This is a genomic window from Acinetobacter sp. GW821-FHT01E09, from assembly GCF_059422385.1.
In genome coordinates this window covers 694,895-715,426 of record NZ_JBWKWU010000001.1, presented here as the reverse complement: position 1 = coordinate 715,426, position 20,532 = coordinate 694,895, and the positions used below count along the sequence as shown (strand labels likewise).

19 protein-coding genes are annotated in these 20,532 nt (G+C 35.3%); 9 read left to right on the top strand and 10 right to left on the bottom strand.

The features are described from left to right. Positions 1-4: 4 nt before the first annotated feature. Positions 5-418 (bottom strand): ADP-ribosylation/crystallin J1, encoded by a 414-nt coding sequence (locus tag AC07U8_RS03380; protein ID WP_096733164.1) that lies wholly within the window; start codon positions 416-418, stop codon positions 5-7. A gap of 176 nt (positions 419-594) precedes the next feature. Between AC07U8_RS03380 and AC07U8_RS03375 the strand changes: the two genes are divergently transcribed. Continuing rightward, entirely contained in the window at positions 595-1,089 is a 495-nt protein-coding gene (locus AC07U8_RS03375) for a phosphate-starvation-inducible protein PsiE (RefSeq protein ID WP_004723097.1), read from the top strand. 152 nt (positions 1,090-1,241) lie between these two features. On the opposite strand, the gene AC07U8_RS03370 is transcribed toward AC07U8_RS03375, so the two are convergent. Further along, positions 1,242-1,739: an RcnB family protein gene (locus tag AC07U8_RS03370; RefSeq protein ID WP_494737321.1), complete on the bottom strand. Its 498-nt coding sequence runs from the start codon at positions 1,737-1,739 to the stop codon at positions 1,242-1,244. Between the two features lie 169 nt (positions 1,740-1,908). On the opposite strand from AC07U8_RS03370, the gene AC07U8_RS03365 reads away from it, so the two are divergent. Beyond that, positions 1,909-2,358, top strand: a complete 450-nt coding sequence (locus tag AC07U8_RS03365) for a hypothetical protein (RefSeq protein ID WP_096733160.1) — start codon at positions 1,909-1,911, stop codon at positions 2,356-2,358. A 76-nt stretch (positions 2,359-2,434) separates the two neighbouring features. Here the strand turns inward: AC07U8_RS03365 and AC07U8_RS03360 are convergent, their stop codons facing one another. The 4 genes from AC07U8_RS03360 to AC07U8_RS03345 all read right to left on the bottom strand — a co-directional run bounded on the left by AC07U8_RS03360 (position 2,435) and on the right by AC07U8_RS03345 (position 8,152). After that, positions 2,435-3,181 carry a hypothetical protein gene (locus AC07U8_RS03360; protein ID WP_494737320.1) on the bottom strand — a complete coding sequence of 249 codons (747 nt, stop codon included), beginning with the start codon at positions 3,179-3,181 and terminating at the stop codon, positions 2,435-2,437. A 76-nt stretch (positions 3,182-3,257) separates the two neighbouring features. Next, a complete protein-coding gene (locus AC07U8_RS03355) occupies positions 3,258-4,721 on the bottom strand; it encodes a phospholipase D family protein (RefSeq protein WP_262780732.1) in 1,464 nt (487 codons plus the stop codon). A 396-nt stretch (positions 4,722-5,117) separates the two neighbouring features. After that, a complete protein-coding gene (gene znuD, locus AC07U8_RS03350) occupies positions 5,118-7,217 on the bottom strand; it encodes a zinc piracy TonB-dependent receptor ZnuD (RefSeq protein ID WP_494737319.1) in 2,100 nt (699 codons plus the stop codon). A gap of 113 nt (positions 7,218-7,330) precedes the next feature. Then, a complete protein-coding gene (locus AC07U8_RS03345; protein ID WP_494737318.1) occupies positions 7,331-8,152 on the bottom strand; it encodes an O-antigen ligase family protein in 822 nt (273 codons plus the stop codon). A gap of 559 nt (positions 8,153-8,711) precedes the next feature. On the opposite strand from AC07U8_RS03345, the gene AC07U8_RS03340 reads away from it, so the two are divergent. The 4 genes from AC07U8_RS03340 (at position 8,712) to AC07U8_RS03325 (ending at position 12,682) form a co-directional block, all read left to right on the top strand. Continuing rightward, positions 8,712-9,476, top strand: a complete 765-nt coding sequence (locus AC07U8_RS03340) for a DUF4184 family protein (RefSeq protein ID WP_494737317.1) — start codon at positions 8,712-8,714, stop codon at positions 9,474-9,476. A 190-nt stretch (positions 9,477-9,666) separates the two neighbouring features. Continuing rightward, positions 9,667-11,451, top strand: coding sequence for an aspartate--tRNA ligase (gene aspS, locus AC07U8_RS03335; protein WP_494737316.1), 1,785 nt, complete (start codon positions 9,667-9,669; stop codon positions 11,449-11,451). A 138-nt stretch (positions 11,452-11,589) separates the two neighbouring features. Further along, positions 11,590-11,808 (top strand): hypothetical protein, encoded by a 219-nt coding sequence (locus AC07U8_RS03330; protein WP_004723114.1) that lies wholly within the window; start codon positions 11,590-11,592, stop codon positions 11,806-11,808. 10 nt (positions 11,809-11,818) lie between these two features. Next, positions 11,819-12,682 (top strand): lysophospholipid acyltransferase family protein, encoded by an 864-nt coding sequence (locus AC07U8_RS03325; protein WP_096733148.1) that lies wholly within the window; start codon positions 11,819-11,821, stop codon positions 12,680-12,682. Positions 12,683-12,733: 51 nt separating this feature from the next. Here the strand turns inward: AC07U8_RS03325 and AC07U8_RS03320 are convergent, their stop codons facing one another. Continuing rightward, positions 12,734-13,540, bottom strand: a complete 807-nt coding sequence (locus AC07U8_RS03320; protein ID WP_494737315.1) for a glycosyltransferase family 25 protein — start codon at positions 13,538-13,540, stop codon at positions 12,734-12,736. 142 nt (positions 13,541-13,682) lie between these two features. On the opposite strand from AC07U8_RS03320, the gene AC07U8_RS03315 reads away from it, so the two are divergent. Genes AC07U8_RS03315 through AC07U8_RS03305 form a run of 3 tightly spaced genes read left to right on the top strand, consistent with a single transcriptional unit; the run spans position 13,683 to position 17,533 of the window. Then, positions 13,683-14,588, top strand: a complete 906-nt coding sequence (locus AC07U8_RS03315) for a glycosyltransferase (RefSeq protein WP_494737314.1) — start codon at positions 13,683-13,685, stop codon at positions 14,586-14,588. A gap of 52 nt (positions 14,589-14,640) precedes the next feature. Beyond that, positions 14,641-15,558 carry a WaaZ-like lipopolysaccharide core biosynthesis protein gene (locus AC07U8_RS03310; protein WP_096735472.1) on the top strand — a complete coding sequence of 306 codons (918 nt, stop codon included), beginning with the start codon at positions 14,641-14,643 and terminating at the stop codon, positions 15,556-15,558. 37 nt (positions 15,559-15,595) lie between these two features. Continuing rightward, a complete protein-coding gene (locus AC07U8_RS03305; RefSeq protein ID WP_494737313.1) occupies positions 15,596-17,533 on the top strand; it encodes an acyltransferase family protein in 1,938 nt (645 codons plus the stop codon). A gap of 536 nt (positions 17,534-18,069) precedes the next feature. Here AC07U8_RS03305 and AC07U8_RS03300 read toward each other — a convergent pair. From AC07U8_RS03300 to AC07U8_RS03290, 3 genes are all read right to left on the bottom strand, one after another. Then, a complete protein-coding gene (locus tag AC07U8_RS03300; protein WP_270382577.1) occupies positions 18,070-18,864 on the bottom strand; it encodes a glycosyltransferase family 25 protein in 795 nt (264 codons plus the stop codon). Between the two features lie 93 nt (positions 18,865-18,957). Further along, the gene (locus AC07U8_RS03295; protein ID WP_494737312.1) at positions 18,958-19,731 is read right to left on the bottom strand and encodes a glycosyltransferase family 25 protein; all 774 of its coding nucleotides are present in this window, start codon (positions 19,729-19,731) and stop codon (positions 18,958-18,960) included. Between the two features lie 12 nt (positions 19,732-19,743). Next, positions 19,744-20,523: a glycosyltransferase family 25 protein gene (locus tag AC07U8_RS03290; RefSeq protein ID WP_494737311.1), complete on the bottom strand. Its 780-nt coding sequence runs from the start codon at positions 20,521-20,523 to the stop codon at positions 19,744-19,746. Positions 20,524-20,532: the final 9 nt, after the last annotated feature.

The window sequence follows — 20,532 nt, the reverse complement described above, 5'->3', positions numbered from 1 at the left end:
TTTCCTAATACTCTTTCGAGCCATCTGGGCTGGTTTTAAAGATTTCAGGTAATTCAGCATTTTCAGTAAAAGCTTCACCTTTGAAAATATTAACCACTTCAATGTTGCCTATAATTTGCTGATTAAACTCGTCTAGTCGCTCAGCGGGAATCCATAACTCCTGACAAAAGTCATCACCAACCGTATGTATTTCAAACTGAGCCAGATACTCATCACTCAGTTCAAAACGAGTGACATAGCCAATATAACCACTTGCTTGATCTTTGGTATTCCAGTCCAAAGCAATTTTTTCAGCATATTTCTGATTTAAAACAGGATAGAAAATAGGTTGCCAATACAATCTTGGTGGGAAATTTTTAAAGCCACTCTTTTCAATCAATTGATATTCAAAAAGCCCAATTGGTCGGTACAAATACATTGTTATTCCTTTCATTGTATTGAAAATAATCTATCTATAGCTTAATCAAAGGAAATGATCAATTTCTTAATTAAATAGTTGTGATTTATTCACTATAAACATTTCACTTTTGTTTTCATGTGCATGAAATTTGCATAGTGTTTAATCATAAATAGTACGCACAAATGGAGGATGTTATGAATAAAGATCCACGTATAGAAAAAATAGAAAACCTCCTCGATAAATTGGGCAATATTGCAGTAGAAGCATTTCATTATATTGCGCTGTTTATCATTGGCTGTATGATCGCTTGGTCAGCAGTACATACAATTATTGAAATTTTAACCGTGAAACAATACGCCAGTATTGACGATATTTTATTGTTATTCATCTATTTGGAATTAGGTGCAATGGTGGGGATCTATTTTAAGACCAACCACATGCCTGTACGTTTCTTAATTTATATCGCAATCACCGCACTTACGCGGTTACTAATTTCAGATATTCAACATGACCATAAAGCAGATATGGATTTAGTGATTATCACAGGATCTGTTTTAATTTTAGCTATTGCAATTTTGATCGTAAGATATGCATCTTGGACATATCCTTCCGTCATTCGTGATAAGCACACTGAAAAATCATTACCTCATGGCAAAACACCACGACCAGAAGACGATGAACTGGCCTAGTCCCTTGTCTTGATTCATACGCTTGCCCTTCTCCCTAAGCAAAATCAAAGTAATACTATATAAAGTCTAAGACAAAGTGGAGGAGGGACTTTTTTAATGTGTTGAAAATTTGATGCATTACTATTGCTCATGATGACATTTTTAAATCACGTTCAGCGATCATTGGGCACTTGTAAATAACGACCATTCTGGAAAATCCAATGCATACTAACCTGCGGATCAGGTAAACCATAACGGCGCCAATCACTAATCAACGTGTATTGCGAACTTTCTATATGACCACCCTCCCCATTTACATAACCATAACTGCTACCTGAATACTCCGTCCGTGTTGGAAACTGATGATTATAAATAATCGTCACACCATTTTGTGGTGGGTAACTTGGGTATGGGCCATTTGGATGCGGATAGGGCCTATTCGGATAACTTGGGTACGTTGGATAGGGATGCTGGTATTGAGGTCGAACAGGAATCTCCTGTGACATTTGGCGGCCATATTGATCTGTATATTTATAGGTCGTTGTTGGATATTTCTTTTGAGGGCGCTCAACACTGCGATAATTCGCCCAATCTTTAGCGTCTGCCCATGTCATTGTTGAAGTTGCTGAAAGCATCAACATTAAGACACTTAAACTGAGTATCTGTTTCATTTCAACCTCCAAACTTGAACGTATACACAACAGCTTAATATATCATTCAAGATAAATAATGGATGAATTACAGTCAAAATTTAATCTTCTTTATTGTTTATACATCAACTTGGGTAAATTCTGACATCAATCTGATAAAATATAATTTTAATCTGATGAGTGCTGTATTGTGGCTGAACTGAGCTTTGACCGTTTACATCAATTTTTTTGCAAAATCCCAAGTGTGCAAGAAGCATTTATTGATAGCTATGGTTCAGATGGCAAACAAGCATGGTGGTTTAAATTTCAAATCAATATTGACCATCCTTTAGCGTGGCAAACTGTACAAGAACTTGGTCACGTTCTAAATTATATTTCTAAAAATGAACGCCTTCCGACTCAGTTTTTACCCGTTTCTCCTCCTCCGTATATGAATGGTGAAGCGAAACAATTTTTAGCTTGGGTGATTCAATGTAACCATGCAGATTTTTCGCCTGATGTGGTGTGTGACTGGTTAGAGGCACGTTTACCAAAACCTGTAGATGATGAAAGCAAATGGAAAATCAAAACTGATTTACATGAGTTAGATCATATTTCAAATAAAGATTTGGATGAGTTAGTTCCACCGAATCCGCAGTAATTTAATCTACATAAACTTCAAAAAACTAGAATTATGCAGTAAGAAGCTCAAATATCGACTTGAGCTTCTTAATCACTTATATTTTTAATTTATTTTGCAAATACAGTACTTCTGCTTTCAACCAATTGAAATACCAACTATCAAATTTTTGTCTACTTCCACCCTCATCCAATACAGGCGCAATCCCACCCCATAAATCTCGAGAATCGATCCATATTTCACCTTTTGATGGTCCAGTAATGACTAAAAAATAATATTCACCACAACCAATACCACAAATAGGCAAAATCCCATTGAGCTCAAAGTTTTTATAATACTGATCACGTGGATTTTCACCATGATGCTGAATAAATCTTTCAAACTCTTCGGTTGTTGGCTCGATGCGCTGAAATAATTTATCTCTAAATTCAGTATTATACTTTTCTAACCACTGGTTAAACTGCTCAGCAAGTTCCTCCCAATTTTCCAAATTATATGCATCGGCAAATGGAAATGGTATTTGCAGATCAATTAAAATATCCCCCAAAATCAGACATTCATTCTTTTGGAATATTACTTTTAAAATTCCCAGATCAGGTCCTATCCCAGCACTTTCCCAGGTATCCCCTGTACCATTACCAATTTCAGTTAAAAATCTTTTATATTCAATTGGTATTTCAACTTGATTGAGTGTTTCAAATTTAGAGAGCATGTCAATGTCAACCTGAGTGGCTAACGATTTAAAAATTAAATCTTTCTGCTGAATCGATAATTGTTCTTTTTCAATAAACTTTTCTATCAACTGCTGATAAATATTTAGGTATATTTTTATTTTTTCAATCATTTACTCTAACTCTGCTTATCTTTTTCTTATCCACCTAGACTCCCTCATTGATAAAGGAATCTAGGCAAAATAAATACTAAAACGTCGACAAACCACTCCATTCCATAAAACGGTAAACCCCGTATTTAAGTTTTGATTCATCAGCATATTTACTGTAATCCACACTCATTTGACGACCATTTAGGTTTGACCAAGCCGTATTAAAATACTGTTCAGCATCGATAAAAACTTGCTGTTGCGGATTGCCAACCACGCGTAAATCAGTCTCCAAATTATAATTTTTTAAATTACGTGCGGTAAAGTTGGCAGAACCTAAAATCATTTCCGCAGATTGCGCATTATGCTTTACGATCATCTTACTATGGCACTGCTCACCTTGGGTATTACACCAACGTACATCAATCCCTGCGTCATTTAACTCTGAAGCCACTTGACGGTTTGGGATACCATTTTTTTGACGACCAAATGCATCTTTATTCGGATCAAGCAAAATACGTAATTTCACTCCACGTTGCTTGGCAGCTACTAAACCTTTAACAATTTGGCGCTCTGACAAATAGAACATGGCTAAATCAATTTGATCATTGGCTTTTGCTGACGCCAACATGTTTAAAACTGCATCATAAATTGCTTTTTCAGTGAGTACTTGAACCTGAGGATCATTTGGATTTTCAGGTAGTTTGCCAAAGGCAACAAAAGGCGTATCACCTCCCGACATATGCGCGACGGTTTGTTCAGTATTTAAAATATCTGTCGCAGTTGCACCGTCAACCATTAATGCAATATTGGAGTGACGTGAACTACCATCATGAGGATTGGCAGATGTGACGATGGTTTTCCAACCTTCTGCAGTATCAACCACGATGGTTTTACGATGATTGGCTTTAAAATTAAATAAATTTAAATAACTGCGGACTGTAATTTTTTCTTCGCCAAATGGATTATTCAGCCAGCCTTTATTTGGGTTATTGCCAATATCCTGACAGCATAAATACCATATCCCAGACCAAGTAGGATTAGATGCGCGGAGTGGTGTTAAATTCGTTTCAATCACGTCAATACCACCTAAACGTAATTGACGATATTGTTCAGGCTGAATTCCACCATAAACAGAATTGATTGGATCGGTAATAAACTTAATTTCTAAGCTTGGGTTTACAATTTTTTCATTAATCAAGGCTTGGGTTAATTGCTTGGTTAATTCTCGTTGCTGAACTTTAGAATCGCCGACTTCACTGTTAAATAGAAACATATCGATCACAATGGTGGTCTTGGCTTGCTTAATCAGTTGTAACACCTGATCAAAGATATGTTGATCAAGTTGTTGCTTCCCTTGCGCGTCAATATAGGTTTCATCGGCAATAAATTTTACATTGGCGTGACGCAATGGTCCGGTAAAATTCAGCCCTTTAGGAAGCGGTTTATAAACATGATAAATCGCAGATGAGAGATATCCTAAGGCCAATATGCCGATAATAATGCCGAAATAGCGACGTTTTGACCAATTCAGTTTGTTTTGAATTTTATTGAAGATACGCATAAGAAAAGACCTAGACCAATTTAGGGTCTGTCAACATTTCATATATAACTTGCGTTGTCGGCTAAAATTGAGCAAACGAGGCATGAAATGAAGAGAATAGCGAGACTATTTTCAAGTTTCATAACGATGTTTGAGATAATTTTAACCACAACCCTGAGCAAAAAACAAAGCACTGCTTTGTTTGCAGCGCAAGGCACAGCAGAGACGACTAGAGTGTTTTTTGATGCTACATCGTTATGACCTACTCATTTAGATCACTAAATTTCATAGCTCATGCCTTGTATCCTCTAAAAAACACTCGTTGTCGCAAATACAGATGAAGTATTGGCAGACCCTTAGAGCCTAGGTCGAATTCCTTTATTTTTCAATAACGATTTGGTGAATGATTGCAAATAATTAGAACTTATAGTCCATACCTATGACAAAGTTACGTCCAATTTGCGGAATATTCGATAAGAAAGAAGTGTGTTCATAAATCTTCTCGTCCAACAGGTTGTTGGCTTTAAAGAATACTTTCGCTTCTTGTTTGTTGGCCAAAGGATACTGATAAGCAACGCCTAGGTTCACCATGTTATAACCTTTGGTTTCTTGTTCATAAGACGCAAATTTATCTTGATTAAACACATGTGAATATTCTGCTGAACCAGACCAACGCTCATCAAACTCAGCATTTACACGAGCGCCTAAACGACCAGCAGGAACACGCGGTGCATTTTCATTTTCAATTTTACCGCGTACATAGTCACCAAACAGACTGGTTTTATATACATCATTCCACTGATAAGCGACTTCACCTTCTGTCCCATAGAACTTGGCTTTATCTTGACTATATTTGATCAAACGGAAGTTTTCGTATTGATCCAAAGTTTTGGCATAAATGTAGTTATCAAACCAATTTTGATAGACATGTACATGATAGCTCAACTTGTCATTGTCATAATGAAGACCTAATTCCACATTATTTGACTTCTCTTTATTTAAGTCTTGATTGCCCAATTCATAAGTGTTGGTCGCATAATGCTTTCCATCAGCATAAAGTTCTTGTGCTAAAGGCAATCGCTCTTGATGAGAACCCGTTAAAGAGAGCGTGTAATTTGGTGCAAATGCCCAATTCACAGCACCCGAATATGAGAATGCATTACCATCAAAGTCTTTTTGATCTGAATCGACATCCACTGTTTGATGATCAAAACGAGTCCCTAATTCCACATGAAAATCACCAAATTGGCGATGCTCTAAGCCAAATACACTATATTTTTGGGTTTTATTTGGTGCAAGAACCGCTTCTTCACCTGTGATATCTAATTTTTGCTGGCTGGCTTGGACACCCCACACGCCTTCCCAAGCAGCAATCGGATTGTGTAACAACTCAACACGACCTTCATAACCGTTGCTCTTGAAGGTTGTCATTGCTGTACTTCCTTCAATTTCATCATGTTGATAGTCGGTATAACTTGCTTGTGCACGAAGTTTTTTAAAGCCAGCAAAAGGTTCATTGAGCTCAGAACGGAAATCATAACGTTCTGTTTTCATATCAATCCATGGCCCTGCTTCAGCGTGATCATGGTCTTCTTCACCATGATCATGGTCATGACCAGAATGATCGTCATCATCGTGCCCACCACAATGCAGTGATAAGCCATGTAAATGGCATGACTCATATTCATGGCTATGCCCAGGTAAACCGTATTGATCTTGGCGATTGCTATAAGACACACCCGCAAAACCACGTTCACCGATCCAAGATAAGCCCACATTTACATTTTCAGACTCTGAAAATGTATTGCCAACTCGACGCTCTTTCGTACTATGAGCATGATCACCATGCTCTTCTGTTACGATATAGTTCGGGGTAATGTAATCATTGGCGTCACGTTTTAAGCCTTCTACACGTAATGCAACATTTGAACCTAATCCAACAGTCACCCCAGCATGTGCCATTTTTTCGTCGTTGCCCGTGTTATAACGCAGACCAACATTGCCTTCATAACCATTTTCAGGCATTGCTGTCGGAATCTTGCTGTCAACCACATTGACTAAGCCACCCACAGACCCAGCCCCATATAATAATGTTGATGGTCCACGAATGACTTCAATTTTTTGTGCCAGCTGCGGATCTACAGTGACGGCATGATCGGGTGACAAGCTTGAAACATCCATTGTCTCTGTTGCGTTCTGAGTCACTTTAACCCGTGCACCCTCTTGCCCACGAATTACAGGGCGACTAGAACCCGCCCCGAAGGTATTGGAATAGACCCCTAATTCATCTTTGAGCGCTTCGCCTAAGGTCGTGCCAGCTTGTTGTAGTTTTTCACGTGAAACAGTTTCATCTGCAACACCAAAATCTTGACTTGAACGAACCAAGGGATGACCAACAACTGTGATCGTTTCTAATTGTTGTGGATTTTTTTCAGTATTGGTTTGATCTTCCGCCCAAATAGAAGTTGAAATAACTGCAGAAATGGAAAGTGTTAGGGCACTTTTGGTAAAGGACATGCGATTGCTCTCAAAGCTCAATATTTTTGAATTATGTTATATTATAACATTTCAATATTTTTGCAATAAAAAAAGGAAATCAAAACTGATTTCCTTTGCATTTAAAATTAAATTTATTTTTCTTTCATTAGCTTATTGATCAAAATAAAGCTCATAAGAGAAGCAGTCACCCAATAGAACACATAGGTCGTATTTTGAAAAAATAAATAATATTCCGTAAGACCGCTACACATATAATAGATTACGAACGCTGTACCAGTGATTGCTAAGTTTTGAATTAGCAAATTTTTAGCAAAGATATGCTTTATAAAAAAAACCAAAGCAGTCAAAAATGTCATCAATAAACCAATAAATCCAATCAAACCATTTGCTGCTAATTCATGGAAGTAGATGCTATGCATGTGCTGAAAACAATGTGGTAAATCCCCTCGTTCATATAAACGGCAATTTTCAGCTTCTATTTCATACATTCCGATTCCTGTAAAAGGTGAGGTTTTAAACATTTCCACTGAATTATTCCAAAGGAATAATCTAATTCCCGAACTATTTTGATAATTATTATTACGAATATTGAGTGAATCAGATTGAAAGTTTTCAACTCTTTTTAGCAGTGGTGAGTTTGGTATAGCCATATTTATGCCAATAAAACAAACAACCAAACCCAGCATCAAAATGATTTTTTTGAATTGAGTTTTAGTATAGAAAAGAACTAAAAAGCCCAATACAAATAGCAAACCCAGCCATGCTCCTCTAGTTCCATGAAGGATTAAAAGAAACATACAGAGTAAGCTGGTCACCAAATATAAATAAGATTGTTTACCTTTTAAATAAAATGAATAACATAGCAAAAGTATTGTGAGCGAAATAAAGCCGATATCATAACTAATCACTGGATTAAAGAAAATACTAAACAGGCCGCGATCAAACTGTAACATTACCCCCCAATACAATAAGTAGGGGGTCAACAAAAACAATATAAAAAACAATATTCGATAAAAACACTCAGCATTAAAATTACTTTTATAATAAATTGTCGGTAAAAAAATGAATGGAATAAACCAAATATACTGGTTAATAATATGCTTATACGTACTCAATAGATTATGCGGAACTGAATCAAGTCGAAAAAGTGACTGATTTAATACAGTAGTACTTATAAAACCAATACAACAAAATGCAATCAGATAAAAATTTGGTTTTATAACTTCCCCTTTAATCCCAAAATAGGTAAAAAGTAAAATTAAAACAATGGAAATATTCCAATGCCGAAAATTATCATTAAAAATATAATGCGCAAATACAATAACAAAAAGGATAGATATTAAAAAAATAAATTTATTATTTTTTATCATTAAAGAATAACTTTCAAACATTGACACTTTAGATCTACTCAATTTTTTGTAATATTCTACTTTGAAATTACATTTAATTCATTGATGTAAACAACAAATTAACGAATAATTTCCTAATATAAGTTTTAATAACCTATTTTCAATGCCCTTTACACTTTCACATACTGTTTTAGCGCCACCTTTGTCCAAACTTTCAGGAAATCGCTTGCCGATTGCAGCACTCGCGATTGGCACAATGACACCAGATTTGTATAGAGTATTGGTTAAAACTGAAATTTATTTAAATCATCAGTTTAAAGGAATTATCTATCCTGATTTATTGGTGGGATTACTGTTCTGCTTACTTTGGTATAGCTTATATCGCCCATTATTATTTAAGTTTTTAGGCATTCAAAAACCATTAAACATTGTTTCTTTTTCAACTTTTTTTCAATTTCTAATTTGGATGGTATTGGCGATTATCTTAGGTACAGCAACCCATATTATTTGGGATGGTTTAACCCATTTAGATTTTCGAACTTTCGCATTTAAAGAATTTTTAGCGCAACCCGTCAGTATGTTTGATCGTATTTATCCGATGCATAAAGTCCTACAAATCGGCTGCTCCGCTGCGGCTTTACCGTTTTTAATGTGGATGGGTTTGCATTACTTTTCTAAATATAGAGCCCGTCAAATACTTAATATTAAAGTAAATTTTTTCTGTATAAGCTTATTTGCAATCTCATTTTTTAGTGGTTGCTTATATTATGTGTATGTTGCCAAAAGTACAGGCGTCGTTCCACAACAAACTGATCTATATGTACTGATTGGTTTATTTATGAAATTTTTTACCCAAGGTTCAATCCTTTGTTTCACTTTAGGTTGTCTATTGTTTCATTATTTGAATTATAAAAAATATTTTGAATGATACTCTATTTGCCGTTTCAGTCACTGAAACTTTATCGAAATCAGCTTAAATTTATTCGGCAATGCGCTAGTTTTTAGCCCAAGTCCTTGTGACTCACCGCTCAAAGAGGCATAATCTCACATTACATTTTTAGGCGATGCGCTGTTTACGTACTCGCTTCCTTAACCCATATAGTTGGATTTTTAACGCTATGATGCGAACTCATTATTGCGGTTCTTTAACCGAAGCTCAAATTGACCAGACTGTAACGCTTTGCGGCTGGGTACATCGTCGCCGTGACCACGGTGGGGTGATTTTCCTTGATATGCGTGATCGTGATGGTCTCGTTCAAGTCGTCATCGATCCAGATACCCCAGAAGCATTTGCAACTGCGGATAAAGCACGTTCAGAATATGTATTAAAAATTGTAGGACGTGTACGTCGTCGCTATGAAGGCACTGAAAATGCCAATATGGTGAGTGGTCAAATCGAAGTTTTAGGTAAAGAAATCGAAGTTCTTGCTGCATCTGAAACGCCACCATTCCCATTGAATGATGAAAATGCCAATATTTCTGAAGAAATCCGTCTGAAATATCGTTTCCTCGATATTCGTCGTCCAGAAATGATTGATCGCTTACGTTTCCGTTCTAAAGTAACGACGTTAATTCGTAACTACTTAGATGAACATGGCTTCTTGGATGTTGAAACACCAATCTTGACACGTGCAACACCTGAAGGTGCGCGTGACTATTTAGTACCTAGCCGTGTTTCAAATGGTAGCTTTTATGCGCTTCCGCAATCACCACAATTGTTTAAACAATTGTTGATGGTTGGTGGTGTAGACCGTTATTACCAAATCGCAAAATGTTTCCGTGATGAAGATTTACGTGCAGATCGTCAACCAGAATTTACTCAAATCGACATCGAAACATCGTTCTTAAACGATGATGATATTATGGATTTGATGGAAGGCATGACCGTTAAGATGTTCAATGAACTTCTTGGCGTGAAATTCGACAAATTCCAACGTATGACTTATGCAGATGCTATGCGTGATTATGCATCTGACAAACCAGACTTACGTATCCCTTTGAAACTTGTAGACGTTGCTGACATGATGCAAGACGTTGAGTTCAAAGTATTTGCCGGTCCAGCAAAAGATCCTAAAGGCCGTATTGTTGCACTTCGTGTACCAGGAGCAGGTTCACTGCCACGTAGCCAAATTGATGAATACACTAAATTCGTTGGAATTTATGGCGCGAAAGGCTTGGCTTATATTAAAGTCAATGAACTTGAAAAAGGCATCGAAGGTCTTCAATCACCTATCGTTAAATTCATCGAACCAATCGTGCTTGATTTGTTAAAGCGTGTTGGTGCTGAAAATGGCGACATCGTATTCTTTGGTGCCGATAAAGCCAAAGTTGTAAATGATGCAATGGGTGCTTTACGTATCAAGATCGGTCACGACATGAACATGTCAACAACCGAGTGGGCGCCACTTTGGGTTGTTGATTTCCCAATGTTTGAAGAAACTGATGATGGTAAATGGACCTCTGTTCACCATCCGTTCACACTGCCAAAATCAAGTGTTGAAGAAGTGAAAAGCAATCCTGGTGCAGCACTTTCTGTTGCTTACGATATGGTATTGAATGGTACTGAAATCGGTGGTGGCTCATTGCGTATCTATACTTTAGAAATGCAAAAAGCCATTTTTGAAGCTTTAGGTATTGGCGAACAAGAAGCTGAAGAAAAATTCAGTTTCTTATTAAATGCTTTAAAATTCGGTGCACCTCCTCATGGTGGTTTAGCATTCGGTTTAGACCGTTTAGTGATGTTGATGACAGGCTCATCATCTATCCGTGACGTGATTGCTTTCCCGAAAACTAAAACGGCTGAGTGTCCATTAACTCAAGCACCTGCGCCAGTTGAACCAAATCAATTGCGTGACTTAGGTATTCGTTTACGCGAAAAACCGAAAGCTGAAGAAGCTAAATAATTTTTAGCTGTTTGATCGAAAACCCTGCGCTATGCAGGGTTTTCTGTTTTGCGTATATATTTTATTTCGATAGGTTCTAATTGAGATAAGTTCTCATAAATGGCATACTATCGCTGTTAACTTTTGAGGTGAAAACCTATGGCTATGCGACCTAATGTACTTCGTCATACAATTATTATCATTGTATTTTCAGTGGTTCAATGGGGATTTATGCGTTATATCCTAAGCCATCAGTTGTTTAATTTAGATACTTATCAACGTATTTTATATTTCAGCATGAGCAGTTTTATTGCTGGTTTCTTTATTATTTCGGCACTGATTTACTTGGTGTTGAAAGGCAATGCTGACCGCGACTAATATTCATTAAATGTATAAGCTACTTAAAACTTTCTCTCGATTACCTCTAGGTATGATACAAAGTATTGCTAGAGGTGTCGGGAATTTATTGTTTATGAGTAATTCTTCAGCAAAACGCACCACTGAATTGAATTTAACTGCGGCATATCCTGAGCTTGATGAACAACAACGTAATCAACTGATTAAGGCCAGTTTAAAAAGTCAATGTATGACTTATGCAGAGTCAATTAAAATTTGGGGATCTTCTCCAGAGTTCGCCTTAGCACAAATTAAGCAGGTCTATAATGCTGAGATTTTTCTCAATGCATTAAAGAATCCCAATGGTAGTATTGGTGTGGTCCCTCATTTTGGGGCGTGGGAACTCATGAATGCGTGGATCAATCAACATACTCATCCCGTTATCATGTATAAGCCGAGTCGAAATAAAGACTTAGATCAGTTTATGCTAGAGTCTCGCCAACGCTTAAATGCAACATTGGTACCTACTGATGATACTGGTGTACGTGCCTTATTTAAACATTTAAAACAAGGTGGATTTACCGCTATCCTTCCTGACCATATTCCCAAAGAGTCTGGCGGTATTTATTCTGAGTTTTATGGGCAAAAAGCATTTTCTTCAACTTTGCTTTCAAAGCTTGCTGCAAAAACCCAATGTTCAGTTGTAGGTTTAACTTGTGTCCGTCGCCCTGATTTCTCAGGTTTTGATATACATTTTACGGCACTATCTCAAGATATTAATTCTAAAGATTTACAGCTTTCTGTCGATACCTTGAACAAAGAAATGGAGCGAATGATTAACATCGCTCCTGAACAGTATTTATGGGGTTATAAACGATTTAGGAAGTTAGAGGGTGGCAGGAATTTGTATAAATAAGCAAATCCTTACCGCCAATCAATACTCAAAATCATATCTAAATATTAAATTTTAACGGAATTTTATTTTCACAACCCGAATACCCTGTCTAAACTTTGTCAGCGTAATCAACATTTTTTGAATTTTTCTAAAAATTCGTGAACATTCTTTTTTCAATTTAGCACTGAATTTCAAGTTTTCTTTTTTTAGAGACTTACCTTTTCTGAGATTTCTAACATCCTCTAAGGCACTGGGAAATTGTGTATTACCTCTCCTCAAGATCATATCTTGAATACATAATGCCGGGCTAAGTTGGTACACTTCAAGCTCAGGGCACTCTCTAAATAAAAAGTGATCGACTGGAATCAATACTTTTGATTCAACGATAAAACTGAGTAATTTTTTTGCTACATCTAGGGATAAGATATAACCACCACATCCCATATGCGCCTCGCGTAATAACAATAGCTTACGCGCATTGGGAGCTGAAAGGTTTTGTTGTTTTAACGCCACACCAATTTTTTTATAAAAGACTTCCAACTTGATCACTGAGCATTCTTTTGGAATCCATGCATCATCCAATAAAAAATCTTTTGCATGCTCACCTAAATAAATATCATCTTCAAAAATTACAATATAATCAAGTTGCTCATCTATGGCTTTTTTCCACAACAACATGTGACTGAGTAAGCAACTCACTTCATTTTGATGTAAATTTGTTGTATACCCGACCATCCCAAGTTGAGATGTCGCGATATCTATATTCGCAGGTGTAATCGCATCAAAAAATTCAAAATCTACTTCTTGTTTTGCAAATTCAGCATCGATGTGCTTACGGCGCTCTTGAGCCGTTGATAAACTAATAACAAAATTTTTCATAAAAACTCTTACAACAATTACTTATAAATTTAATTTTGAGATCGACTCCACGATAAAGATTAATGTTCATTTAATTTAATCGCATTTAGCGATATACTATATGGCACCACTCTAATAAATGTGATTTTAGGGGCTATAAATAATGATTACTGAAAACATTAAAATTTTTGTAGGTTGCGATCCCAATAACTGTGACCTTGAACAACTTATGGTATTAGAACACAGTGTTCGTAAACATACACAGCATAATGTTGAAATTATTTGGATGCAACTTAGTCATGACATAAATAGTCCATGGTACAGCAATCAAGACACAGGTAAAGGATGGTCTACAGAAAAGTGGGCAACACCTTTTTCAGGTTTCCGCTGGGCAATACCTGAGTTATGTGACTTCAAAGGCCGTGCGATTTATATGGATGCAGATGTGATCGTGCTCTGTGATATTGCAGAACTTTGGTCACACCCGATGAATAATGATGCAATTGTTATTGCGAAAGGTGGGAAAAGTTCAGCACGTTTATGTACTTGCGTATGGGATTGTGAAAAAGCTAAACAATATCTCCCACCACTTGATGAGATCCGTAACAATCTAGAAAGTCATAAGAATTTAATGCGCCTTATCAAAGAAAAGCCTGAGTTAGTTGAACCTTACCAAGATTCTTACAACAATATTGATGGTGAAGATTTAGCGATCGAACAAATTAAAGTATTACATTATTCAGACATGGGAACTCAATTTAGTCATAAGTATGCGATTCCACGTCTTGCTGAAATGAATCAAAAGCATTGGTTTGATGGAAAAATTATGCCTCATCCTCGTCAAGATTTAGTTGAATTATTTGATCAATACTATGCAGAAGCACTGGAGCTGGGATATAGACCTGAAAATTATTTAATTGAACCTTTTGGAACTTTTTCAAAAGCAAGTCAAATTAATTACCACGGTAATAAAGTGACTCGTCCAGATCAAGAAACCAATTGGTTGAACAAGCAAATACGTAAAATTAAAGCTAAATTTAAAAAATCTACATTCACTTTAGATGGATAAATTGTCGAATAGACAATTTCCATCTTCACTCATTTTCTCATTACGACGCTATATGAACTATAAAGTACCACAATCGATTCAATTGCTGTTTTCAAATTTTATTTTAAGAAATATATATAAATTAATTTATAAACATAGCCACCCTAAAACATACCGACATAATCGCAGATACTGGCCTTATTATTCTGTAAAAAGAAATAAATTTGGTGGAATTGATCAGATTTATTTTCGCAAGAAACTTGTTGTCGATAATTCAGTCATGCCAACAAGTGCTTGTAAAAAAAGCATGTTGATTGCAACAGGACCCTCTATTCAGAAATATCCAGCAGACGTATTTCAAAAGCAAGATATTGATTATATAGGTGTTAATGGATCAATTTCATTAGATCATGTTCAATTTAAATATTATGTCATTATCGATCATAATTTTACTCAAAACCGTTTTGATTTAGTGCTCAAAGTACTTCAGAGCCAATGTACTTTTTTCACCACACCCCGCTGTCTTGATATAATTTTCAGAAAAATTCATCCTGATCAAATTAAATGCCAAATTAAAGTCATTGAAACGATTACAGAAGGTAAAGTTGAACGATTTTTAGGGCCACGTATTACCATCAACCCTCACCAGAACTATTTTTACTTAGAAGGAAATAAAGGATTTTCTCAGCATATCCATGATGCCATTTTTGACTATTTCACAGTGCCATATGTTGCTTTACAGATTGTTTATGCCCTATCTTATCAAGAAATTTATTTGGCCGGTTTAGACATGAATAACTTTAATCAGCCACGTTTTTATGAAAAGAGTACCAACAAACAACCGACAATGCTCAATCAATACTTAACTGAAATATTTCCAGCATTTGACGCTGCCTCGCACTTTTTAAACAAGCAGAATATTAAAGTTTACAATCTTTCACTTAAGAGTGCGATAGAGTCGTTCGAGAAATTAGATCCAAAGCTTTTATAAAACTTGGATTCACCTTAGCTCCTAATTCGTTTTTAATATGCAAACCAAAAATTTTCGTGATGATATCAATGGGCTCCGCGCCTATGCCGTAATACTTGTCATTCTGTTCCATTTCGGGGTTTCAGGATTTTCTGCTGGTTTTTTAGGCGTCGATGTTTTCTTTGTTATTTCTGGTTATCTAATGACCAAAATTATTATTGAGAACCTTGAAAGAAACAGTTTCTCTTTTATAAACTTTTATTTAGCGCGAATCACACGGATTTTTCCTGCACTATTTTTTGTCGTACTGGCTATGACGGTTTGTGGATGGTTTTTTTTCATCCCAGAAGATTTTAAGCTATTTGCTAAAGATGCAAAATATAGTCTAAGTTTTTTATCCAATGACTTATATTATCGTCAAGCAGGTGATTATTTTGCTGTAAGCTCGCATGATAAAGCCTTACTGCATACTTGGTCTTTATCAGTAGAATGGCAATTTTATATATTATTTCCTATTCTTGTTTATTTATATTTTAAAATTATTCAAAATAAAAAATTCTTAGGGATATTTTTAATCTTATTATGTATTTCATCTTTAAGCTTTTCGATTTATATCTCATCTAAAGACTCCATCTATGCTTTTTTTAAGCTCAGCTCTCGTGCTTGGGAATTGCTTGCTGGTGGCTTGGCTTATTATTATTTTAGAACGTATACACCAACCCAACCGATAAAGTATTTTTTTGAAATTGTTGGTTTCTCATGCATTGCACTCAGTTTAGTTCTGTTTGGTCAAGATACAATATGGCCAAGTTATAACGCATTAGTTCCTGTAGTTGGAACGATGTTGATTCTTATTGCCAATCAACAAAATTCAATTTTCACCAAATTTAAATTAATTCAAAATATAGGCAGTGCCTCTTACTCTATTTATTTGTGGCATTGGCCTGTTGCCTTTTTACTTGGATATTTTTTCTTTGAAAAAAACTTCGTCAATATTAGTTTAGCGATTCTAATCTCTTTTATTTTAGGTTGGTTAAGCTATAAATATATTGAAAGCTCAAGAAAATATTTAGTCAATATCAAAGTATATTACTGCTATTTACTATTCTTTATTCTTCTTATTTCTGCATCTATGCTCTATTCATACATCAACAAGGATGGTGTAAAAAGTCGCGCAGATTCTCTATATTTAAAACACAATGAAAAACTTGAAATGCCAAAAGTTTCCAATGGCTGGTGTTTTTATAATATTAAAGACGATCACAGTCTTAAGGTGGGTCAAAAAGGTCTTGAATGTCATATTGGATCGAAGCAAGCTGATGCTCAACCCGTGCTTTTATTTGGCGATTCTTTTGCAGGGCATAATATTCCCTTTTGGCATTTTCTTGGTAAAGAACTCAACTTAAATATCCATGCAATTACTACAAATTGGTGTTATCCGAGTATAGATAAACAATTTACAGGGGACAAAAACTCTACTGCCTACCAGCAATGCATGCTGAACCGAGACTACTTAAAAAACAATATAGATCAATACAATGTATTAATATTTGCAGGTCGCTGGTCCGATATTGTACAACAGCATCAAGAACAGAGCTTTGAGAATTTGCTAAAGCTCGCCAATCAATCTCATAAGAAAGTTATTGTGATGTCCGAACCTTATGCCTTTGATGCAAACATTAGCCTTTTATACAAAAGATCATTGTGGTTACATCGAAATTTCAACCTCAATAATTATTTTGATAATGTTAAAGCGAAACAGCAAAGAAATGCACTACAGCACATCACAGACATGACTCAGCGCTATCCAAATACGTTATTGCTCACTCAAGCTGATTTGTTTAAACCAAATCATATGGCAAAAGAAAGTATTCCCTATTCTTTGGATGGTCGCCACTTATCTGTTTTTGGTTCATTATCATCTGAAGAGTACTTTACTCAACAGGCTAAATATAAAGTACTCAAACAGTTTTTATCTTCTTCAGACGAACCATAGCTTTTATAACAACGCTGTTATGCGTCCTAATAAGCTTTGATTTTGTAAATAAGATCAAAGCTTATTTTTGATCTTGATTTAATTAACTTCTGATTTAAAAATAAATCCTGAACTAAAATATTGTTTCAAAAACTGAACTCAAGTATTTTCAGTCAACCTCTTGATCATTTTTCAAAAGAGTCTGGCCGTATTTATCCTGCTATAAAAAATTTAGAAAGTTAGAGGATGGGCCTCATTTGTATAAATAGTCTAAAATTAAATCAATACACAATGCTAATGACGCAAACTATTTATTTTTGCAATCATCAGTGCAACTTGCACTCCAAAATATGCTTTAAATCCTAAATTTTACTTATGCCTAGATTATAGTCTGGTAAAGATACTACATCTTATATCCTGTCTTGTTCTAAAGAAATGCTAAAACTGGCGAATACAGAGCGTTATTATAAAAATATCCAAGACGCTATCTCTTTTCCTCAATAATTCTAGACAAATTCAAGTGGCCAATGATTTTGATGCAGCAATGAAAATTAAATTCATTTAAATTTTATAGATCGATATGCCGATAATTTGAAAATTTGATGAAATAATCGTAAAACTTCTCTCTGAATTTTACTGAGTATAGTCATTGCTTCTTTCTGCCGATGTTGCTCAATCCTGTCAGATTCGTGGCGAATAGCACGCTCATTCTCTAAATGACTCGGAAAATTGTCATATTTCTTATGTAAATAAAAATCCTGAACACAAATTGCTGGCACCATTTGATAAGCCTTATACTTTGCATATTTCACATGACAACCAAATAATATGTGATCAACTGGAACTAACTCAGGCATATTACGAATAGATGCCAGAAAATATTCTGCAGCTTCTCTTGATAAGATATAACCAGCTCCACCGAGATGCTTCGCTTTAAGTTGATACAATGCCCTATCATTGATTAAAGCTGTTGGAAAAAATGAGAGATCCACTTTTTTATCAAAGGCTTCTAATTTTATAAGATGTATATTTTTAGGAATCCATGAAAAATCATCAATAAATTTTTGTAGGTTTTCTCCAAAATGCACATCATCTTCAAAAATTGCCATATATTCCAAGTTTTGTTCGACAATTTTTTTCCATAGCAATACATGACTTAAAAGACAAGCGATCTCACCTTGTGTTAAGACGCCTGTGCGAGTTAATTCAATCCCTACACTTTTCGCATTTTCTATGGTTGTTGCAGGTGTAACCGCATCAAAAAAACTAAATGGTACAGAATGCTTTTTAAACTCTGAATAAATATGCTGTCTTCTATCAAGAGCCGAATCTAAACTAATAACAAAATTCACTGAAAAACCATCTCGATGAGTGCAAAAATAATGATACAACAACTAAGCGATTATAAAACCATCATACTATTCAATTTATTGATTTTAAATAAATTAATTTTTAGAGCTTCTAATAAATTCGAGTTTGGTTTTAAACGGGAGGTCAGCAAGTTGAATAAAGATCCGACTGACTTCTCGCAAAACTTTTTGCAGTCCTGTCGGTTTAGATACAACTTGATCTCGCCATTGAAGGCTTGTCGTAAATTTTTGCTCATTGGGGTTCAATATATAATCTTGAATACATAATGCAGGTGTTAATTGATAAACCCCTAGTTTTTGTTCCGAAATATACTTTCTAAAAATCATTTGATCGACATGGTCAAAAACGTCTTGCTTTTTTAAGTATTCAACAAGCTCAATCGCACCGTTGTAAGACAAAATATAACCTGCAGCACCCAGATGAGCTTTTCTCAATCTTCTTAAAAAAAAGTTTTTAGTGTTAAAAACCTTAGTTTTATCTAAATCTAGAACCACTTTAGCGTAGGCTTTTTCAGTTTTCACAATATCATGACTTAACCAATTTGAGTCTTTTAAAAACAATTCAGCATCTTGGCCGAGATGAATATCATCTTCAAAAATTGCGATTGCTGGGATTTTTTCGTCGATTGCTTTTTGCCAAAGTGAAACATGACTCAATAAACACGCCAATTCATTTTGACTTAAATCACTTTGACAAAGTGTCAAATTAATTTTTTCTGCTTGGGTTACAATTGAATCAGGCTCAATCGCATCGAAAAAAGAAAAAGGAATATCTTTGTCGTCAAATTGCTGAAGAATATGAGCTCTACGGTCTTTTGCTGATTTTAAACTAATAACGAAATTTTTCATAAATTACTCGATTTATTTAAAACCTACCGACTTAAAAAATAGGATACTTTTTAGCTGATGCAATATACGATAGAGTTCTAAAATAATTTTATCTACCCCCTTCTTCTTATTATATTTTCTTCTCAGCAAACGCTCTTTATATAAATGGCTTGCAAACCGAACACTATCTTTGCATGAATACAGGGTTACATCCTGAATACATAACGCTGGTTTCATTTGATATACAGAAAAAATATTTTCTGTGATCACACATTCAAACATTAAGTGATCTAAGGCAATTAACTTATCTAGTGTTTGAATGTAGCCCAACAATGTTTTTGCACCGTCTAAAGACAATATATAGCCAGCAGTACCTAGGTTTTTACTCTTTAATTGAAAAATAGCTCTATCATTAAAATCGTTAAAAAATTTTACTTTTTTTCCTAAAGCAGTCCTATGTGTAAATTCTTCTAATTTTATAAGATGCCAACTTGGATCTATCCATTGACTATCAGAAAGAAATTCATTGACGTCTTCGCCTAAATAAATATCGTCTTCAAATATCGCCATATACTGGGTATTTTCATCAACCATTTGTTTCCATAAATAGGCGTGACTCATAAAACAAGCAACCTCACCTTTGGTTAAAGCTTGCTCATCAATATTTAAATTCAGCGCTTGGGCAAAAATAGCAGCAGGCTCTGGCGTTAAAGCATCAAAAAAATCAAAAGCTACATTTTTTTTCCCAAACTCACTCAATATATGTTGTCTACGTTCAAGTGCTGTCGATAGGCTAATAACGATTTTTTTCATAGAGATGTG

Bases quoted from the DNA above. Each gene is read 5' to 3' on its own strand.
- AC07U8_RS03295 (WP_494737312.1), bottom strand. From the start codon at position 19,731: ATGAAAAATTTCGTTATTAGTTTAAAATCAGCAAAAGACCGTAGAGCT.
- AC07U8_RS03305 (WP_494737313.1), top strand. From the start codon at position 15,596: ATGCAAACCAAAAATTTTCGTGATGATATCAATGGGCTCCGCGCCTAT.
- aspS (WP_494737316.1), top strand. From the start codon at position 9,667: ATGATGCGAACTCATTATTGCGGTTCTTTAACCGAAGCTCAAATTGAC.
- AC07U8_RS03315 (WP_494737314.1), top strand. From the start codon at position 13,683: ATGATTACTGAAAACATTAAAATTTTTGTAGGTTGCGATCCCAATAAC.
- AC07U8_RS03380 (WP_096733164.1), bottom strand. From the start codon at position 418: ATGTATTTGTACCGACCAATTGGGCTTTTTGAATATCAATTGATTGAA.
- AC07U8_RS03325 (WP_096733148.1), top strand. From the start codon at position 11,819: ATGTATAAGCTACTTAAAACTTTCTCTCGATTACCTCTAGGTATGATA.
- AC07U8_RS03290 (WP_494737311.1), bottom strand. From the start codon at position 20,523: ATGAAAAAAATCGTTATTAGCCTATCGACAGCACTTGAACGTAGACAA.
- AC07U8_RS03320 (WP_494737315.1), bottom strand. From the start codon at position 13,540: ATGAAAAATTTTGTTATTAGTTTATCAACGGCTCAAGAGCGCCGTAAG.
- AC07U8_RS03345 (WP_494737318.1), bottom strand. From the start codon at position 8,152: ATGTTACAGTTTGATCGCGGCCTGTTTAGTATTTTCTTTAATCCAGTG.
- AC07U8_RS03370 (WP_494737321.1), bottom strand. From the start codon at position 1,739: ATGAAACAGATACTCAGTTTAAGTGTCTTAATGTTGATGCTTTCAGCA.
- AC07U8_RS03360 (WP_494737320.1), bottom strand. From the start codon at position 3,181: ATGATTGAAAAAATAAAAATATACCTAAATATTTATCAGCAGTTGATA.
- AC07U8_RS03355 (WP_262780732.1), bottom strand. From the start codon at position 4,721: ATGCGTATCTTCAATAAAATTCAAAACAAACTGAATTGGTCAAAACGT.
- znuD (WP_494737319.1), bottom strand. From the start codon at position 7,217: ATGTCCTTTACCAAAAGTGCCCTAACACTTTCCATTTCTGCAGTTATT.
- AC07U8_RS03375 (WP_004723097.1), top strand. From the start codon at position 595: ATGAATAAAGATCCACGTATAGAAAAAATAGAAAACCTCCTCGATAAA.
- AC07U8_RS03330 (WP_004723114.1), top strand. From the start codon at position 11,590: ATGGCTATGCGACCTAATGTACTTCGTCATACAATTATTATCATTGTA.
- AC07U8_RS03310 (WP_096735472.1), top strand. From the start codon at position 14,641: ATGAACTATAAAGTACCACAATCGATTCAATTGCTGTTTTCAAATTTT.
- AC07U8_RS03340 (WP_494737317.1), top strand. From the start codon at position 8,712: ATGCCCTTTACACTTTCACATACTGTTTTAGCGCCACCTTTGTCCAAA.